We start from the raw sequence: 17,912 nt of genomic DNA, 5'->3' as shown, positions 1-17,912 counted from the left end.
ACGGAGCCCGAGCGAGAAACGGAGAACGACGAAAACCATGGCCGACGACCGCCCCACGCCCCCGCTTCCCGCTGCCGGCAAGCCCGGTGCGCCCGAGTCTGACCCCGAGCGCGATCGCGTGGCCGACCCGGGCGCCGATATCCGCGCCCGGTTGGCCGCCATGACCGATCGCGAAAAATACAGCAATCGGGAACTGAGCTGGCTGCAGTTCAACATGCGGGTGCTGGATGAAGCGCGCAATCCCACCCATCCGCTGCTGGAGCGGCTGCGCTTCCTGGCCATTTCGGGCTCCAATCTGGACGAGTTCTACATGGTCCGGGTGGCCGGGCTGAAAGGGCTGGTGGACGGCCAGATCGACGTGGTGTCGGCGGACGGTCTGACGCCGGCGCAGCAACTGGCCAAGATCGACGCTTTCGCCGGCGAATTGATCGACGGTCAGCAGTCGATCTGGCGCGAATTGCGCGCCGAATTGCGCAAGGCCGGGCTGAGCCTGGTCACCACCGAGGAATTGACCGCCGCCGAACACGCCTGGCTCGAAGAGCATTTCCTGACCGAGATCCTGCCGGTGCTGACGCCGCTGGCGATCGATCCGGCGCACCCGTTTCCGTTCATCCCCAATCTGGGCTTTTCGTTCGCCCTGTCGCTGCGCCGCGACAGCGACGAGGCGGAAATCCAGGCGCTGGTGCGCATCCCCGAGCAATTGCCGCGCTTTGTGCGCCTGCCCGGCGGCCACGGCCGGTTCATCAGCCTGGAACAGATCATCCGCCTGTTCGTCGAACAATTGTTCCCCGGCTATGAGGTCCAGGGCGCCGGCGTGTTCCGGGTTATTCGCGACAGCGATATCGAGATCGAGGAGGAGGCCGAGGACCTGATGCGGGTCTTCGAGTCGGCGCTCAAGCGGCGCAAGCGCGGCCGGGTGATCCGCCTGAAGATATCGGCCGACATGCCCGACGATCTGAGCCGCATGGTGACCCGCAATCTGGACGTGGCCCATGACGAGGTGGTGCGCATCGACGGCATCCTCGGCGTCAAGGAGTTGGACCAACTGGTGGTCGACGACCGGCCCGACCTGCGCTTCACGCCCTACAACCCGCGCTTTCCCGAGCGGGTCAAGGAACAGGGCGGCGACATCTTCCGCGCCATCCGGGCCAAGGATTTCGTCGTCCACCACCCCTATGAATCGTTCGACGTGGTGCACGAATTCCTGGTCCAGGCGGCCCGCGACCCGGCGGTGGTGGCGATCAAGCAGACGCTGTACCGCGCCGGCAGCCAGTCGCGCATCATCGAAGCGTTGTGCGAGGCGGCCGAGGCCGGCAAGTCGGTGACCGCCCTGGTCGAGCTCAAGGCGCGCTTCGACGAAGAACAGAACATGAAATGGGCGCGCGAGATGGAACGCTCGGGCGTCCAGGTGGTCTATGGCTTCTTCGATCTGAAGACCCATGCCAAGGTGTCGCTGGTGGTGCGGCGCGAGGGCGGCACGCTCAACAGCTATGTGCACTATGGCACCGGCAATTATCACCCGGTCACCGCGCGCATCTATACCGATCTGAGCTTCTTTACCGCCGCCGGCGCGTGGGCGCGCGACGCCGCCCGGATGTTCAACTATCTGACCGGCTATGCCGAGCCCGAGGGGCTGGAAAAGATCGCCATGTCGCCCTTCGGTCTGCGCGACCGGTTGATCGAGGAGATCGACCGCGAGATCGCCAATGCCGAAGCCGGGTTGCCGGCCGCCGTCTGGGCCAAGATGAACGCGCTGGTCGACAGCACGATCATCGACAAACTCTACGAGGCATCGTGCCGGGGGGTCGAAATCGATCTTGTGGTGCGCGGCATTTGCTGCTTGAAACCGGGCATCGACGGGTTGTCGGAGCGTATTCGCGTGAAATCCATCGTCGGCCGGTTTTTGGAGCATTCGCGCATCGCCGTGTTCGCCAATGGCGAGCCGCTGCCCGGACCCAATGCGCGCTGCTATATCTCGTCGGCAGACTTCATGCCGCGCAATTTCGACCGCCGGGTCGAATCGCTGGTGCCGATCGAGAACCCCACCGTCCACGAACAGATCGTCGGCCAGGTCATGGCCGCCAACCTCAAGGACGACCGGCAAAGCTGGCTGTTGACCGCCGATGGCGTCTATGAGCGCTGCGAACCCTCGGGCGACGGTTTTTCGGCGCACGAGTTCTTCATGACCAATCCGTCCCTGTCGGGGCGCGGCTCGGCCCTCGAACAAGAGCGCCCGGCCGAGGTCATGCTGCGCGGCGCTGCGGCCCATCGGGAGCGGCGCGGCTGATGCTCGATACGCTGCGCAACGCCGCCGATGGCGTGGCCACCCAACCGGTTCCGGGGGCCGCGCGGGGACGCGGCGACGCGGCCCCGGTGCCCGGGCGCATCGCGGTGTTCGACGTCGGCTCCAATTCGGTGCGCATGGTGGTGTTCGACGCGCTGCGCCGCCACCCCATGCAGATGTTCAACGAAAAGGCCATGTGCGGGCTCGGCCGGGCGGTCGGGAAAACCGGCGCCATGGACGAAGACGCCATGGCCGCCGCCGTCGCCGCCCTGCGCCGGTTTGCTGGTTTGCTCGGGCCGATGCAGGTGGAAGCGGTGGTCGCGGTGGCAACCGCCGCGGTGCGCGAGGCCAGCAACGGCGCGGCGTTCATCGAGCGCGTGCGGGCCGAGACCGAGATCGCCCTCGACGTGATCCCGGGCGAAGAGGAGGCACGTCTGGCCGCCCTGGGCGTCATCGCCGGGACGCCCGAAGCGACGGGCATCGTCGGCGACCTGGGCGGCGGCAGCCTGGAATTGATGCGCGTCGCGGGCGCGGATGGGCTGACCGACCGGGTCACCCTGCCCATTGGCCCGGTCCGCCTGATCGGCGATGTGGGCGACGACATGGCGGCTCAGGCACGGCTGATCGATGAGGCGCTTGACGGCGTGTCATGGCTGTCGGCGCGCCAGGCCGGCGACTTCTACATCGTCGGCGGGGCCTGGCGGGCGATCGCGCGGCTGCATATGGCGCAGAACCGCTGGCCGCTGGGAATCCTGCACGGCTACACCCTGCCCGGCCGCACCGCGCGCGACTTCGCCCACCTCCTGTCGCGCCAGCATCCTGAGGGGTTGCGCGGGACCGAGGCGATCTCGCAACGGCGGCTGGACGTGTTGCCCACCGCCGCGCTGATCCTGGCCAAGGCGTTGGACCGCATGAAACCCGATCGCCTGGTCACGTCGTCGTTCGGGCTGCGCGAGGGTCTGGTGTTCGATCGTCTGCCGCCGGCCCTTCAGGCCGAAGACCCGTTTCTGTCCGAATGCCGCAAATGGGCCGAAACGGTCAGCCGTTTCCCGCTCCATGCCGAGACGCTGATGACTTGGCTTGACCCGGTGTTCGCCGCCGGCGCGGTGGTCGAGGACGACGAACACCGACGCCTGCGCTTCGCCGCCTGCTTGCTGGCCGACATCTCGTGGCGCGGCCACCCCGACTTTCGTGCCGAGCGCGCGGTGATGGAAGTGCTCTATGGCCGCTTCGTGGGCATCGACCATCGCGGCCGGGCTCTGATCGCCATGGCGCTGCTGCTCAATTATGGCGGCTCGGCCGAGACCGGACTGGCGCGCACCTGCCGGCGTTTGCTGAGCGACGACGATGTGAGCTATGCGCGCTTGCTCGGTCTCGCCCTGCGGCTGGCGCAGCGGCTATCCGGCGGTACCGAGCCGGTCTTGCGCCAGAGCGGCCTCAAGCGGTCGGCTCAGACATTGACGTTGCGCCTCGACCCGGCGATCGCGGCGTTGAGCGGCGATATGGTCGAGCGACGCTTGAAGCGGCTGGCCGAGGCCCTTGATCTAACGCCAGAAATGATCGTTTCAGCGCAACAGGCCTAGCGCCCGCCCGGCAAAACGCCCGGCGTGGTCAATCGGCTTGCTGGCTCCGTCGGTGCATCGGCCCATCGGGAATCGCCTCGGGCGACGCTTCGGGGGGCGCCTTTGGGGTCGGCCCGCGGTTTGGGCGCGGCGGCGGTGCGGCTTCGGGCACGCCGGCGCCCACATCGACGAACCGACGCGACAACACCTCCAGACGATCCACCTTGACCTCGGACGCGCGCACGTCGAGCCACGGGTCGTCATAGAGTGCGGTTTCGCAACTGAGCAGGATCGGCCGGCCGTTGCTGTCATTGCGCATCGGACAGGTCAGGGTTTCGACCCGGGTAACCAAGTCCGGTGCGTCGGATCGGTGTTGGTTCATCTCGGTCACCTGGACGTAAGGAAAATCGAATACCTGGCGCAGCACCGCCGCGGTCCGGGCCCGCACCTGCGGGTCGTAGAGTTCATAGAAGTTGCGTCCAGTGGTTTCCCACCCATAGCGTTCGCGCAGCGCGGTCCCGGCAAGACGGACGATCGCCAAGCTGTCGTCGACCAGTTCGATCACCGAGATATAGGGCAGCAACCGCCGCTCGACGAACGCTTCGGGGCGGAACGCGGATTTGGGCGGCACCAGGGCGCCATCGGGGCGTAGCGATAGCCAGTGCTCCAAAAGCCAGCGGTTACTCGGTTGTTGCAGCATGTCGGGTCGGATCGCGTTGAGGGGGTCATTTTCCTTAACTTGCCACAAATGCCCAGGAAGGTAGAAGCTTCAAATGGGTTGGCGGCGCGGGCCGTAACATTGCTACCGACGCGGCGTGCCCGACCCGGCGCGCGCTATGCTCTGACCGGCCGTGCCTGGGCCGGCGCCCATTCGACGCAGACCGCGCCGTTCCAACGAAAAACCGCACCGGGGAGTTCCCGATGCGGTCGATCGAACGGTTGCTGGCTGGTGGCCAGGCCCATGGGGCGGACCGGCGGTGCCGGCCGGGTCAGCGCGGCCCGCTGTTGTCGAGATACAAACGCCCGCCCCTCTGGCGAAATTCGTCGGCCTTTTCCGCCATGCCGGCGCGTGCTTCTTCGGCGCTCATCGCCGGCGCATTCGCGTCGCCGGCACCTGGATTGGCGGCGGCGAAGTCGCGGATTTCCTGGGAAATCGCCATGGAGCAGAATTTCGGCCCGCACATGGAGCAGAAGTGCGCCACCTTGTGCGCCTCCTTGGGCAGAGTCTCGTCGTGGTAGCGACGCGCGGTCTCGGGGTCGAGCGACAGGTTGAACTGGTCCTCCCAGCGGAACTCGAAGCGCGCGCGCGACAACGCGTCGTCCCAGGCTTGGGCGGCGGGGTGGCCCTTGGCCAGGTCGGCGGCGTGGGCGGCCACCTTGTAGGTAATGACCCCTTCCTTGACGTCGTTGCGGTCCGGCAGCCCCAGATGTTCCTTGGGCGTCACATAGCAGAGCATGGCGGTGCCGAACCAGCCGATCATCGCCGCACCGATGCCGCTGGTGATGTGGTCGTAGCCGGGCGCGATATCGGTGGTGAGCGGGCCGAGGGTGTAGAACGGCGCGCCGTGGCAGGCCTCCAACTGCTTGTCCATGTTCTGCTTGATCTTGTGCATGGGCACGTGGCCCGGGCCTTCGATCATCACCTGGACGTCATGGTCCCAGGCGATCTGGGTCAATTCGCCCAGGGTCTTGAGCTCGGCGAACTGGGCGGCGTCGTTGGCGTCGGCGATCGAGCCCGGGCGCAGGCCGTCGCCGAGGCTGAAGCTCACATCATAGGCCGCCATGATCTCGCAGATCTCGGCGAAACGGGTGTAGAGGAAGCTCTCGGTATGGTGGGCGAGGCACCATTTGGCCATGATTGAGCCGCCGCGGCTGACGATGCCGGTGACGCGCTTGGCGGTCAGCGGGATGTAGGGCAGCCGCACGCCGGCATGGATGGTGAAATAATCGACGCCCTGTTCGGCCTGTTCGATCAGCGTGTCGCGGAACACCTCCCAGGTGAGGTCCTCGGCCACGCCGCCGACCTTTTCGAGCGCCTGATAGATCGGCACCGTGCCCACCGGCACCGGGCTGTTGCGGATGATCCATTCGCGGGTGTTGTGGATGTTGCGCCCGGTGGACAGGTCCATGATCGTGTCCGCGCCCCAGCGGGTCGCCCAGACCATCTTGTCCACCTCTTCAGCGATCGACGACGACACCGCCGAATTGCCGATATTGGCGTTGATCTTCACCAGAAAGTTGCGGCCGATGATCATCGGCTCGGATTCGGGGTGGTTGATGTTGGCCGGGATCACGGCGCGGCCGGCGGCCACCTCCTGGCGCACGAATTCGGCCGTGATCTCGCGCGGGATATCGGCGCCGAAGGGTTCGCCATCGTCATAGACCGGCTGGTTTCCCTGGATCTTGGCGTTTTCGCGCACGGCGATGAATTCCATCTCGGGCGTGACAATGCCGGCGCGCGCATAGGCCATCTGGGTCGGCCGGTGGCCGGCCTTGGCCCGGCGCGGGCGCGGCACGGCGGGAAATTCACGCGCCAAGGTCTTGCCCGCGGCGTGGCCATTGTCTTCGGGTTTGACCTGGCGGCCGTCATAGGCGTCTGTGTCGCCGCGCGCCTCGATCCAGGGGCTGCGCAGGCGTGCCAGACCGCGCTCGATATCGATCCGGGCGGTGGGGTCGCTGTAGGGGCCCGAGGTGTCGTAGACGCGCACCGGCGGCTCACCGGCGCTTTCGTGCAGCGCGATCTCGCGCAGCGGCACGCGCAGGCCGTCTTTTTCCAGATAGACCTTGCGGCTGCCCGGGATCGGACCGGTGGTTACATGAAACTGGTCGGTGTCGTCGGGGGTTGAGCGCGGATCGTCGGGCATGGCGGCCTCCTTCTGGCAGCGAGGGCGGGGGGAGGCAGCCGGGCCGGTCGCACAGCGCCGCCGGCGCTGGAGCCCTCAAGCCCCCACCGGCAACCAACGCGGGCGGCCGTTCCTTCCCCCCGCAGGTGCGAACCTGGTCGGGTCCAAAGGGTCTCCGCTCGGCTTCCGCAAGCGGCCGGCGGACTCTCAGCCCCGAAGGGCTCCCCTAGGAACGTCTCTTCGCCGACAATGTGAACCGTCGTGGTCGGATTTGCAAGGGGGCGCGGGCGGTGCGACGCCGTTTGCCAGCCATGGCTACTGCGCCCCTCCCCGGTTGGCTCAGTCGAGCGCGTCGCGCGGCCGTTCCAGCCGGTTGAGGCTTTTGCTGACGCCCAGCAGGTCGGTCACCCGGCCGGCAGCATCGGCCAAGGGCAACAACACGCCCGCCCATTCGTAGTGCGTGCCCTGATCGTCGAGATGCGCCAGAAGAAACACCGCGTCCCGCTCCAATACCGCGGTGCGGTGCACGGCCACCAATCGGCTGCTGTCCATGGGCACCTCTACCACCTCGGACATCCGCAGCCCGGCGATATCGCGGCCGAAGTGATTAACCTGGAGGTCGCCGAGCGATACCCATTCGAAGTCCGCGCCGTCGTCGATGACGGTCATCCACGCGGTAAACGGCAACAGGCGTGCGAACACCGTCGGACGCGCAGCGCTACTCAGCGGCACGCCGGCCGCGGTCGCCAAGGTGCGCCAGATGTCGTAACTTTCGCCGATCAGAGCAAAGGCGGGATGGCGACGGCCCTCGTCGATCGACAGGCGCCGGAAATCGAACGAATCAGCCGGCTGGGCATTTGCCCCGGGCTTGTTGGTCCAAGGCTGCATGGCGGCAACCTCCGCACTGGCCCGACTCTCGAATGGGAACCCCCTCAAGAGCGCGGGCAAAAAACTGAAAAACTTGAAGCTTTAGCGAGACCATGGCAAGCGACCACAGGGAGATACGGCGAAACAACCATGGCGGGCACGTTATAGCAGGGGAAGGGTAAATGGATCGTATCGTCAATCGGCGCGATTTGGCGTTTCAGCTCTACGAAGTGCTCGACGCCGAGGCGCTGACCAGCTACCCGCGGTTCGCCGATCACGGCCGCGACACCTTCGACGCGGTGATCGATACGGCGGAGCGCCTGGCGCTCGACAAATTCGCTCCCCATGCTGCCAAGGCCGACGCCGAAGAACCGCGCTTCGATGGTCAGCGCGTGCACATGATCCCGGAAATCGGGCAAGCGCTCGATGCCTATGTCGCCGCCGGGTTCATGGCCGCCCATCGCGACGAAGCGGACGGCGGCATGGCCCTGCCCTGGACCATCGCCCAAGCCTGCGCCGCCCTGTTCACCGGCGCCAACGCCTCGACCACGGCCTATCCGTTTCTGACCATCGCCGCCGCGAACCTTTTGAGCGTCCATGGCAATCGGGATCAGCGGTCGCGCTATCTACAACCCATGCTAGAAGGGCGATTTTTCGGCACCATGTGCCTGAGCGAGCCCCAGGCCGGGTCGTCGCTGGGTGACATCCGCACCCGGGCCGAGCCGATGGGCGCGGGCCGCTATCGCCTGAAGGGCGCCAAGATGTGGATTTCGGGCGGCGACCACGAGTTGAGCGAGACCATCGTCCATCTGGTGTTGGCCCGCCTTCCCGACGCGCCGCCGGGGGTCAAGGGGATCTCGCTGTTCATCGTGCCCAAACACCATGTGGACGACGCCGGTCAGGTCGGCGCGCGCAATGATGTGGCGTTGGCCGGGCTGAACCACAAGATGGGCTATCGCGGCACCACCAACTGCCTGCTGAACTTCGGTGAACGAGACGGCGCCGTGGGCGAACTGGTGGGCGAGCCCCATAAGGGCCTGAGCTACATGTTCCACATGATGAACGAGGCGCGGGTGGGCGTCGGCCTTGGGGCGACCATGATGGGCTATGCCGGCTATCTCTACAGCCTGGACTATGCCCGCAACCGACCCCAGGGGCGGCGACCGGATCAGAAGGACCCGGCGAGCCCGCCGGTGGCGATCATCGAACACGCCGACGTGCGGCGCATGCTGATGCAGCAGAAGGTCTATGTGGAAGGGGCCTTGGCTCTGACCCTGCACTGCGCCCGCCTGATCGACCAGCGCGACCAGACCGAAGACGCCGAAGCGCGCGCCGCGCTGGTCCGGCTTTTGGACATCCTGACCCCGATTGCCAAGGCATGGCCGTCGGAGTACTGCCTTGACGCCAACCGATTGGCGATCCAGGTGCTCGGCGGCTATGGTTACACCCGCGACTACCCGGTCGAGCGGCTCTATCGCGACAATCGTCTCAACCCGATCCACGAAGGCACCAACGGCATCCAGGGTCTCGACCTGCTGGGGCGCAAGGCGATGATCGACGGCGGGGCGGCGTTCAAGGCGCTGATGGCGGAGATCGAGGCGACGCTTGCCGCGGCCGAGGCGGTCCACGCGGTGGCGCCGCTGCGAAACGCCCTGGCGCGGCTGGCGCGCCGGGCGGCGCTGATCACCGCCGACCTCGGTCGGCTGGCCGCTGGGGGCGACGTGGCCACCGCCTTGGCCAACTCGACGCCCTATCTGGACATGATGGGGCATACGGTGATCGGCTGGATGTGGCTGCGCCAAGCGCTGGTCGCCGCCGCCGCCCTCGACGCCGGGCCGGCGGCGGGCGACCGGGCGTTCTATGAGGGCAAACTGGCGGCCGCGCGCTTCTTCGCCGCCCAGGAAATCCCGCGCGCCGACGCGCAGGCCGCGATTCTTGAAAGCCACGACCGCAGCGCGCTCGATATCGACGACGCCGGGTTCTGACCGGCCCTGAAGCGCCCCGACGCGGGCGCGGCCGACACCGTCGACCGCTCGGCCACGATTTCTTAAACGCCATCTCTTTTAACTGGGGCGATGCGTCCCTACCCTGGGTACGGGGAAGCGGTCGCATTCGCAGCCGAGACAGCGATCACCGTTTGTCGCTCCTGCGTGTCAACAAGAGAAGAGTGGGCGCCGTCATGGTTTCAGCCGATACGCCGATCATCACCCGCGAGATCCTGTTTTCTCTGGGCCAAGTGGTCAAACACCGCCTGTTTCCGTTCCGGGGCGTCATCTTCGATGTCGACCCCGAATTCGACAATTGCGAGGAATGGTATCAGGCGATCCCGGAGGCCATGCGACCGGCCAAGGATCAGCCCTTCTATCACCTGCTGGCCGAAAACGCTGAGACCACCTACATCGCCTATGTGAGCCAGCAAAACCTGTTGCCCGACACCAGCGGCCGGCCGGTCAGTCATCCCGACGTTCCCGACATGTTCGGTGCGTTGCAGGGCGACATGTACGATCTGGGCCCGCGCCTGCGCAACTAGGCGACCGGCGCCGCTACGCCCAGCGCCGGCGTGGCCGCGGCTGCGCCGACCGGGGCGATCCGTCGCCCGGGGCATCCGTCGTCTGGTCGGCTGGTCCGGCCTTCGGCCGTGGCGGTTAGCCCTGACGAGCCAGCCGAGCCCGGCCTTCCGCAGCGATGGCCAGCTTGTCGTCGAGCGCTAGCGCCCGGTCGAACGCGCGCTTGGCCGCGCCCACATCGCCCTGCCGGCCATAGATATAGCCCAGATAGGCATGGGCCCGCGCGCGATAGTCGTCGCCGCGCAACCGCGTCGGGCCGGCCAGAAACCGCAAAAGCGCGGCCTCGCCGGCGGCGAGCCGGTCGCCCGAGCGGGCCGCTGTCCGCCCCAATTGGTAGAGCGCCATGCGGTTGTCGGGCTGTTGGTCGAGCACCCGGGCGAGATAGGTGAAGGCATCGCCGAACACCCCCTGCTTGATGTGCCATTTGGCGGCGAACAGCATGGCCTGGCGGTCGGGGCGCGCGGCGATCGCCTTGGCATAGGCGGCCGACCGGGCGTCAAGATCCTCATCGCCCAACAGTTCGGCGCGCATCATCCAATATCCGTGGCGGTCGACGGTTTCGAGCCGGTCGAGCAAGGCGCGGGCCTGGTCTTGCGAACCGCCGGCGACCGCAGGCGCGTTCTCGTAATAGCGCGCCAGACACAACAGCGCGGTGCCGTTTTCCGGATCGCGCGCCAGATCCGCCTCGCACGCCTCCTTGAACCGGCCGCCGGCACGCATCTTACCGAACACGCCGGCATTGCGCACCCAGGTGACCATCAGATCGTTGCGCACCTGCTGCAACGCCTCGTCATTGGGCGCGGCTTCGAGCAACGGACTCAGAACCTTGAGGCCCTTCTTCGCCTTGCCCCGGTCGCGCAGTACACGCACCAGCGCCAAGCGGGTGTCCCGGTTGTCGTCTTCCGCCAACCGGGCCTCAAGCTGCTCTTGCTGCGCTTCGAGCGGGTCGTCGTCCGGTTCGTCCAACTGACGATAGCCCGCAGGCGCCGCGTCGATCACCGCGTCGAAGACGGCCATCGCGCCATCGTCGATCGCGCGCGCGGCGCTCGGCGACCACAGGATTGAGGCCAAGGCCAGGGCCATCACTGTCGTTTTCACTCCCGTCATGGCGCGTCCTACCGTTTGGGTTGCAACCGTCACCGGCAGGTGCCGGGACATTGTGACGAGATTGGGGCGCGGACAGCCGATGACAACGCCAGAGGGGCGGCGGCACCGGGGGGAGGATGCCGCCGCCGACCGGATCAGCCGATCAGTCGTGGGTCAACGAGATCGTCGCCCCCGCCATCGCGGCCGTCGCGGTCATCTCGGTGCGCCCGGAGCCATAGACCAGGTTAATCGGCCCCACTGCCACATTGGACTTGATCACCTCGCCCTTCTTCAACCGGTTGAAGAGACCGAGATAGTATTTCGGCTTGACCACGAACTGCGCCGACGCGTTATCCTCCACATCGGGTTGCAGCACCGCCGAACTGCCCGACATGCCGACGCCCAGATTGCCCAGACGGCCCGACCGATTGCGGATCAGCAGCTCGTCGCCGGTGACCCCCGACTGGTCGGCCGCCGGCACCAGTTGCTGACACCCGTCGACGAACTGGCACTCCCAGACCTGGCCGAGATTGGTGTCGAGAACCTGCTCCGAGGTGTAAACCCCGACGCCGTTGGTCTGCTTGTAGTCGGTGATCGAGACGTTGAAAACCACGTCCCATTGCAGGATCGCCTGGCCCTTGGGGGGCACCGCCGAGCGTTTCCAGGCCAACGACACCAGGCCCTCGAAATTCGGCAGCTTTTGAAACAAGCCGAAGGTCCAGGTGCTTTCGGTGTCGTTGATGCAGGTAAGGCTGTAAGTGCTCATATCGGTCTCCGTACAGGAAGGGTGAAAAACGCCCCGGGGCCGATAATCGTGATCGAAAAACCCGAAACGCGGGTGCCACCCTGAACCGATGCGCGAATCCCTAATATGGATGAACCGTTCATCGCTAAGCTTTTATTTCATTTAATGCGATGAATACGCGGATGACATCATCCGTACCAAGAGATTCAACCAAATGAGCAATGATTGTCGGGGCTTGAATACACTGTTCCGGGGGCTGCCCGCGCCGGAAACGCAGGCGTTCGAGATGCTGGTGACCTTCTGCGACAAGAACCCGGTGGCGGTGCGCTCGGCCTTGCCGTTCGCCGCCGCCGAGGTGTCCAACAATTCCGGGTTCGAGCGGTTCTTCCGCTTCGTGCTCGACCACAGCGGCGCCAACATCTACATCTCGCAGGATCGCGGCCGCTTCAACGCCAAGTATGACCTGTCGCTATCCGAGGCCGAGCATCGCCGGCTGTTGGACAGCACCGACGCGCGCGGCACGATCAGCGTGCCGTCGGCGTTCGGGGTGTTCATCGCCCTGCGCCGCAGCGCCATGCTGGCCGAGATCAAGGCCGGACGCCCGGATCGCGAGATCGCCCGAACGCTTGGGGCCAGCATCCGCGCGGTCAAGCAGGAACGGCGCCGGGCGCGCGACTTTCAATTGACCGGGAACGGCCCGTCCGCGAACACCTGGTCGTGATAGCCCTTGGCGCCCACGGCGCGCGCCAGCGCGCTGCCCGGCGTCTCGCCGCGATCCAGTTGCGCGACCACGCGGGCGAAATCGTAGCGCGGCCGCCAGCCGAGCACCCGGCGCGCCCGGGCATTGTCATAGACGCGCGCGATGTCGTCGGGCAGGCGAAAGCCAAGCCGCTGGTAAACCGCCCGATAGGCCGGCACATGGGCGGCGACCACGCCGGTGGGGTCGCGGCGCAGGGCCTGGGCCTCGGCGCGCGCAAAGGGCGGCGTCGCCGAGACGATCAGCCGGTCGAAACCGATCTCGCCGGCGCAGCTCAGGGCCAGCAGATGCGCCTCGGCCGCGTCTTCCAGGTCGACCCGGCGGTGCAGGAACTCGTTGGCCTTGAGATTGGTGTCGTCGAACGCCAGGCGGTGAGCGCGGTTGTCGTCTTGTTCGGGAAAGAAGCGCGAGGTGCGCAACACCACACAGGCGAGCCCGTGCTGGCGGTGGAACAGGTGGCACAAGCCTTCGGCCGCCGTCTTGGTGGCGCCGTAGATGTTCTTGGGCGCGCCGATCACGTCCTCGGTGATCCACGCCGCCGGCGCCTCCGGCCCCGGTGTCAGCGCCGAGCCGAAGGCGCTGGTGGTGCTGGTGAAGACGAAGGCGGCGACGCGTTCCGCCACCGCGGCTTCCAACAGGGCCAGCGTGCCCGAGACATTGACGTCGACGAACGCCTGCGCCGCATGGGTGACCACATGGGGTTTGTGCAGGGTCGCCGCGTGCAGCACGCCGCGCACGCCGGCCATGGCGCGCGCGACCACCGCGCGGTCGTCGATCGAGCCGACCAGGTCGGTATAGGGGCCCGGCTTGACGTCGAGCCCCCGGGCGGCAAGGCCGCGGGTCGCGCACAGGCGCATCAAGGCTTCGCCCAGATGGCCGCTGCTGCCGGTTATCAGGATGGTCATGGTCGCGGGTCCGTCTGTCCGTGGCTCAGGCGGTGGGGATGGTGAAGTCGGCACCGCCGCGGATGCCGCCGGGCCAGCGGCTGGTCACCGTCTTGGTCTTGGTGAAGAAGCGCACCCCGGCCTCGCCATGCTGGTTGATGTCGCCGAACGCCGACGCCTTCCAGCCGCCGAAGGTGTGGAAGGCCAGCGGCACCGGGATCGGCACGTTGATGCCGACCATGCCCACCTCCACCTTGTCGGCAAATTCGCGCGCCGCGTCGCCGTCATTGGTGAAGATGCTGGTGCCATTGCCATAGCGGTGCGCGCTCGGCAAGCGCACGGCCGCTTCGGGCGTGGCCGCGCGGACGATCTGCAACACCGGGCCGAAGATCTCATCCTGGTAGCTGGTCATCGCCGGCGTCACCCGATCGAACAGCGACCCGCCCATATAGAACCCTTTCTCATAGCCCTGAGTCGGGACGCGATAGTCGCGGCCGTCGACCACCAGTTCGGCCCCCTCTTCCACGCCCAGGTCGATATAGCCCTTGACGCGCTGCCAATGGGCGTCGGTGACCAAAGGCCCCAAGTCCATCTCGGCGTCGAGCGACGGGCCGATCTTGAGCGCCTGGATGCGCGGCACCAGCCGTTCGACCAGCGCGTCGGCCAGGTCGTCGCCCACCGGCACGGCGACCGGATTGGCCATGCAGCGCTCGCCCGCCGAGCCGAAGGCCGAGCCGATCAGCGCGTCGACCACCTGGTCCATGTCGGCGTCGGGCAGCACGATCATGTGGTTCTTGGCCCCGCCCATGGCCTGGACGCGTTTGCCGTGGGCGGTGCCGGTGGCATAGACGTGGCGCGCGATATCGGTCGAGCCCACGAAGCTGACCGCCTTGACGCGCGGGTCCTCCAGCAGCGTGTCGACGGCTTCTTTGTCGCCATTGACCACGTTCAGCACGCCCTCTGGCGCGCCGGCCTCGACCATCAATTCGGCCAGACGCAGCGGCACGCCAGGGGTCTTCTCGCTCGGCTTCAACACCACCGCATTGCCGCAGGCGATGGCGACGCCGACCATCCACATCGGGATCATCGCCGGGAAGTTGAACGGCGTGATCGCCGCCACCACGCCCAGGGGCTTGCGCATGGAATAAAGGTCGATGCCGGTGGAGACGTTATTGGAATACTCGCCCTTCATGAAGTGCGGGATGCCGCAGGCGAAATCGATCACGTCGAGGCCCCGGCGCACATCGCCCATGGCGTCGGCGAACACCTTGCCATGCTGGGAGGCGAGCATACGCGCCAGGCTCTCCTGCTCGCCCATCACCAACTCGCGAAACCGGAACATCGTGTTGGCGCGCTTGACCACCGGGGTCGCCGACCAGTGGGCGAAGGCCGTCTCGGCGTCGGCGATGGCGGCTTCCACCTCGGCGCGGGCAGCGAAGGCGACGGTCGCCTGCACCTCGCCCGTGGACGGATTGAACACATCGCCCCGGCGACCGGACGTGCCGGCCACATGATGCCCGCCGATGAAGTGGCCCAGGTCGGTATTCATGGCTGGTCTCTCCCCATTGTTTTGCCGCAGTGGTGCGCCTAGTCTGGCCGCCGTTATAGACCGGCGCGGCCCCCCGCGTCATCCTTTCCAAGAGTGTTTCGCAATGCCCGCTACCCCCTCCCCCCGTTTTCCGCTCACCCGCCTGCGCCGGACCCGGGCGACGCCCTGGTCGCGCCGCCTGGTGCGCGAGACCACTTTGACCACCGACGATCTGATCTGGCCGGTCTTCGTCACCGGGGCCGACCGCAACGAACCGGTGGCAAGCCTGCCGGGCGTCGAGCGGCTGACCGTCGAGAACGCCGTCTATGCGGCGACCGAGGCCGCGGAACTGGGCATCCCTGCGATTGCCCTGTTCCCGCAGACGCCCAACGACCGGCGCACCGCACGCGCCGAAGAAGCGCTCAACCCCGACAATCTGGTCAACACCGCCACCCGGCGGATCAAGGCGGCGGTGCCCAATATCGGCGTAATCACCGACGTGGCGCTCGACCCCTATACCGACCATGGTCATGACGGGCTGATGGACGGCGAGCGGATTCTCAACGACGAGACCGTCGAGGTGTTGCGCGCCCAGGCGCTGGTCCAGGCCGAGGCCGGGTCGGACATGGTCGCGCCGTCGGACATGATGGACGGCCGGGTCAACGCGATCCGCGAGGAGTTGGACAAGAACGGCCATCACGGCGTGCAGATCATGGCCTATGCGGCCAAGTATGCGTCCTGCTATTATGGGCCGTTCCGCGACGCGGTGGGCTCGGGCGCCAAGCTGTCGGGCGACAAGCGCACCTATCAGATGGACCCGGCCAATACCGACGAGGCGCTGCGCGAAGTGGCGCTCGACATCCGCGAGGGCGCCGACAGCGTGATCGTCAAGCCCGGCCTGCCCTATCTGGACATCGTGCGCCGGGTGAAGGAGCGCTTCGCGGTGCCCACCTACGCCTATCAGGTGAGCGGCGAATACGCGATGCTGGTGCACGCGGCCCAGGCTGGCGCGTTCGACCTGGACGCGGTGATGCTGGAGACCCTGATGTGCTTCAAGCGCGCCGGCTGTGACGGTATCTGGACCTATTTCGCGCCCCAGGCCGCGCGCCTCATCGACGGCGTCTAACCAACCGCTGCCACCCGCCGGCCCGCGATCCCGCCCGGGCTCGGTGGGGGGCGCCCGCGTTTGGGGCCGGTTTCGGTGCGGGCGGTTTCTGGCCGGTTTTTGGGGCCTTGGCAGCCGATGCTGCGCCGGCGCATGACCATCCCCCGGCACCGGCTCTCGGCTGGCCGCCGGCCCTGGTTGGTCCCATCGTCTGCGGTCATCGCGAGCCGCCCTCAGGCGGCGCGGCGATCCATGGGCGCTGCCGGCGGACTTGACGGTACCGTCACCCGCGCCGAGGGGGCCACGCCGCCTAGCCCAGCAAGCGCTTGGCGACGATCACCCGCATGATCTCGTTGGTGCCTTCGAGGATCTGGTGCACGCGCAGGTCGCGCACCACGCGCTCGATCGGATAGTCCATCAGATAGCCATAGCCGCCGTGCAGTTGCAGCGCCTCATTGGCGACCTTGAAGCCGGTGTCGGTGGCCAGGCGCTTGGCCATGGCGGCGAAGGCGGTGGCGTCGGCGGCCTTGTGGCTGACCTTGTCGGCGGCCTTGTAGAGCAGCAGCCGCGCGGCCTCCAACTCGGTGGCCATGTCGGCGAGCTTGAACTGGGTCGCCTGGAAGTCGGCGATCGCCTGGCCGAACTGGCGCCGCTCGCGGGCATAGGCGAGCGCGGTGTCGAGCGCGAACTGGCCGCCGCCCAGGCTGCACGCGCCGATGTTCAGCCGGCCGCCGTCGAGCCCGGCCATGGCGATGGCGAAGCCCTGGCCCTCGGCGCCCAGGCGGTTTTCCACCGGCACCCGGCAATCGTCGAAATTGACCTGGGCGGTGGGCTGGGAATGCCAGCCGAGCTTGCGTTCCTGGGCGCCGAAGCTGAGGCCCGGCGTGTCCTTGTCGACCACGAAGGCGGTGATGCCCTTGGGCCCGCCCGCGCCGGTGCGCGCCATGACCACATAAACGTCCGAACCGTCCGGCCCGGCACCGGAGATGAACGCCTTGGCGCCGTTGAGCACATAGTCGTCGCCGTCGCGCTCGGCCCGGGTCTTGAGACTGGCGGCATCCGAGCCCGCGCCCGGTTCGGTCAGGCAGTAGCTGGCGAAGCGCGCCATGGACGCCAGGTCGGGGACCAGCCGGGCGACGGTCTCGGGCGTGCCATACTCGGCGACCATCCAGGCGGCCATGTTGTGGATCGACAGATAAGCCGCCGTCGACGGGCAGGCATAGGCCAGTTGTTCCATGATCAGCGCGCAGTCGGTGCGGCTGAGCCCGACCCCGCCCTTGTCGGCATCCACATAGACGGCGGCAAAGCCCAAATCGGCGGCGGCGCGCAGGGCGTCCTTCGCAAACACCTTGTCGGCGTCCCAGCGCGCGGCGTGGGGCGCCATATGCTCGGCGGCAAAGGCGCGCGCGGTGTCGACGATCAAACGCTGTTCTTCCGACAGGGCGAAATCCATGGACGCTCACCTCCGGGGGTTGGGGCGGGGATGGTCAGGGCCGGCCCACTCTAGGGGCTGGCCCTGCCCGGTCAAGTCACTGACCCGGCGGCAAAACGAAGCCCACCCCGGCAGGCCGGGGTGGGATTTGTCTCAGCGCGGGACCCGACAGGCCGGGGTGGGGTCGGTCTCAGTGCGGGGCCCGGCAGGCCGGGGCGGGAATTGTCCAGCGCGGGGCCCGACACACCAAGG

Annotated in this window: 14 protein-coding genes and 1 riboswitch; of the genes, 6 read left to right on the top strand and 8 right to left on the bottom strand. The window is 67.2% G+C overall.

Features of this window, described 5'->3' with window-relative positions; translation table 11 throughout:
• Window positions 1–37 precede the first annotated feature (37 nt).
• Both EV659_RS00920 and EV659_RS00915 read left to right on the top strand, forming a co-directional pair.
• Window positions 38–2,287 carry an RNA degradosome polyphosphate kinase gene (locus EV659_RS00920; RefSeq protein WP_200287527.1) on the top strand — a complete coding sequence of 750 codons (2,250 nt, stop codon included), beginning with the start codon at window positions 38–40 and terminating at the stop codon, window positions 2,285–2,287.
• Window positions 2,287–3,867, top strand: a complete 1,581-nt coding sequence (locus EV659_RS00915; RefSeq protein ID WP_132706620.1) for a Ppx/GppA phosphatase family protein — start codon at window positions 2,287–2,289, stop codon at window positions 3,865–3,867. The genes EV659_RS00920 and EV659_RS00915 overlap by 1 nt, the downstream gene beginning before the upstream one ends.
• 28 nt (window positions 3,868–3,895) lie before the next feature.
• Here EV659_RS00915 and EV659_RS00910 read toward each other — a convergent pair whose 3' ends face one another.
• From EV659_RS00910 to EV659_RS00900, 3 genes are all read right to left on the bottom strand, one after another.
• The gene (locus EV659_RS00910) at window positions 3,896–4,546 is read right to left on the bottom strand and encodes a PAS domain-containing protein (RefSeq protein ID WP_132706618.1); all 651 of its coding nucleotides are present in this window, start codon (window positions 4,544–4,546) and stop codon (window positions 3,896–3,898) included.
• Window positions 4,547–4,835: 289 nt separating this feature from the next.
• Window positions 4,836–6,710, bottom strand: a complete 1,875-nt coding sequence (thiC, locus tag EV659_RS00905; protein WP_132706617.1) for a phosphomethylpyrimidine synthase ThiC — start codon at window positions 6,708–6,710, stop codon at window positions 4,836–4,838.
• A gap of 97 nt (window positions 6,711–6,807) precedes the next feature.
• Window positions 6,808–6,927: riboswitch (TPP riboswitch) on the bottom strand.
• A gap of 101 nt (window positions 6,928–7,028) precedes the next feature.
• Entirely contained in the window at window positions 7,029–7,637 is a 609-nt protein-coding gene (locus EV659_RS00900) for a PAS domain-containing protein (RefSeq protein ID WP_132706615.1), read from the bottom strand.
• A gap of 101 nt (window positions 7,638–7,738) precedes the next feature.
• On the opposite strand from EV659_RS00900, the gene EV659_RS00895 reads away from it, so the two are divergent.
• Window positions 7,739–9,541 (top strand): acyl-CoA dehydrogenase, encoded by a 1,803-nt coding sequence (locus EV659_RS00895; RefSeq protein ID WP_132706614.1) that lies wholly within the window; start codon window positions 7,739–7,741, stop codon window positions 9,539–9,541.
• Between the two features lie 194 nt (window positions 9,542–9,735).
• Window positions 9,736–10,086, top strand: a complete 351-nt coding sequence (hspQ, locus tag EV659_RS00890) for a heat shock protein HspQ (protein WP_132706612.1) — start codon at window positions 9,736–9,738, stop codon at window positions 10,084–10,086.
• Window positions 10,087–10,201: 115 nt separating this feature from the next.
• Here the strand turns inward: hspQ and EV659_RS00885 are convergent, their stop codons facing one another.
• Together EV659_RS00885 and EV659_RS00880 are read right to left on the bottom strand one after the other, a co-directional pair.
• Window positions 10,202–11,230: a tetratricopeptide repeat protein gene (locus EV659_RS00885; RefSeq protein WP_132706611.1), complete on the bottom strand. Its 1,029-nt coding sequence runs from the start codon at window positions 11,228–11,230 to the stop codon at window positions 10,202–10,204.
• Between the two features lie 142 nt (window positions 11,231–11,372).
• Window positions 11,373–11,975: a hypothetical protein gene (locus EV659_RS00880; RefSeq protein ID WP_132706609.1), complete on the bottom strand. Its 603-nt coding sequence runs from the start codon at window positions 11,973–11,975 to the stop codon at window positions 11,373–11,375.
• Window positions 11,976–12,189: 214 nt separating this feature from the next.
• Here EV659_RS00880 and EV659_RS00875 point away from each other — a divergent pair, with 214 nt between their 5' ends.
• Entirely contained in the window at window positions 12,190–12,675 is a 486-nt protein-coding gene (locus tag EV659_RS00875; protein ID WP_132706608.1) for a hypothetical protein, read from the top strand.
• Here EV659_RS00875 and EV659_RS00870 read toward each other — a convergent pair.
• Window positions 12,633–13,616: an NAD-dependent epimerase/dehydratase family protein gene (locus EV659_RS00870; RefSeq protein ID WP_132706606.1), complete on the bottom strand. Its 984-nt coding sequence runs from the start codon at window positions 13,614–13,616 to the stop codon at window positions 12,633–12,635. The two genes, EV659_RS00875 and EV659_RS00870, sit on opposite strands and share 43 nt — an antisense overlap.
• A gap of 25 nt (window positions 13,617–13,641) precedes the next feature.
• The gene (locus EV659_RS00865; RefSeq protein WP_132706605.1) at window positions 13,642–15,144 is read right to left on the bottom strand and encodes a CoA-acylating methylmalonate-semialdehyde dehydrogenase; all 1,503 of its coding nucleotides are present in this window, start codon (window positions 15,142–15,144) and stop codon (window positions 13,642–13,644) included.
• 103 nt (window positions 15,145–15,247) lie between these two features.
• Between EV659_RS00865 and hemB the strand changes: the two genes are divergently transcribed.
• The gene (gene hemB, locus EV659_RS00860; protein ID WP_132706604.1) at window positions 15,248–16,249 is read left to right on the top strand and encodes a porphobilinogen synthase; all 1,002 of its coding nucleotides are present in this window, start codon (window positions 15,248–15,250) and stop codon (window positions 16,247–16,249) included.
• A gap of 289 nt (window positions 16,250–16,538) precedes the next feature.
• Here hemB and EV659_RS00855 read toward each other — a convergent pair whose 3' ends face one another.
• Window positions 16,539–17,681: an acyl-CoA dehydrogenase family protein gene (locus EV659_RS00855; protein ID WP_132706602.1), complete on the bottom strand. Its 1,143-nt coding sequence runs from the start codon at window positions 17,679–17,681 to the stop codon at window positions 16,539–16,541.
• Window positions 17,682–17,912 lie beyond the last annotated feature (231 nt).

The organism is Rhodothalassium salexigens DSM 2132, from assembly GCF_004341375.1.
GTDB lineage: Bacteria > Pseudomonadota > Alphaproteobacteria > Sphingomonadales > Rhodothalassiaceae > Rhodothalassium > Rhodothalassium salexigens.
This window is presented reverse-complemented; position numbering and strand designations above follow the sequence as displayed.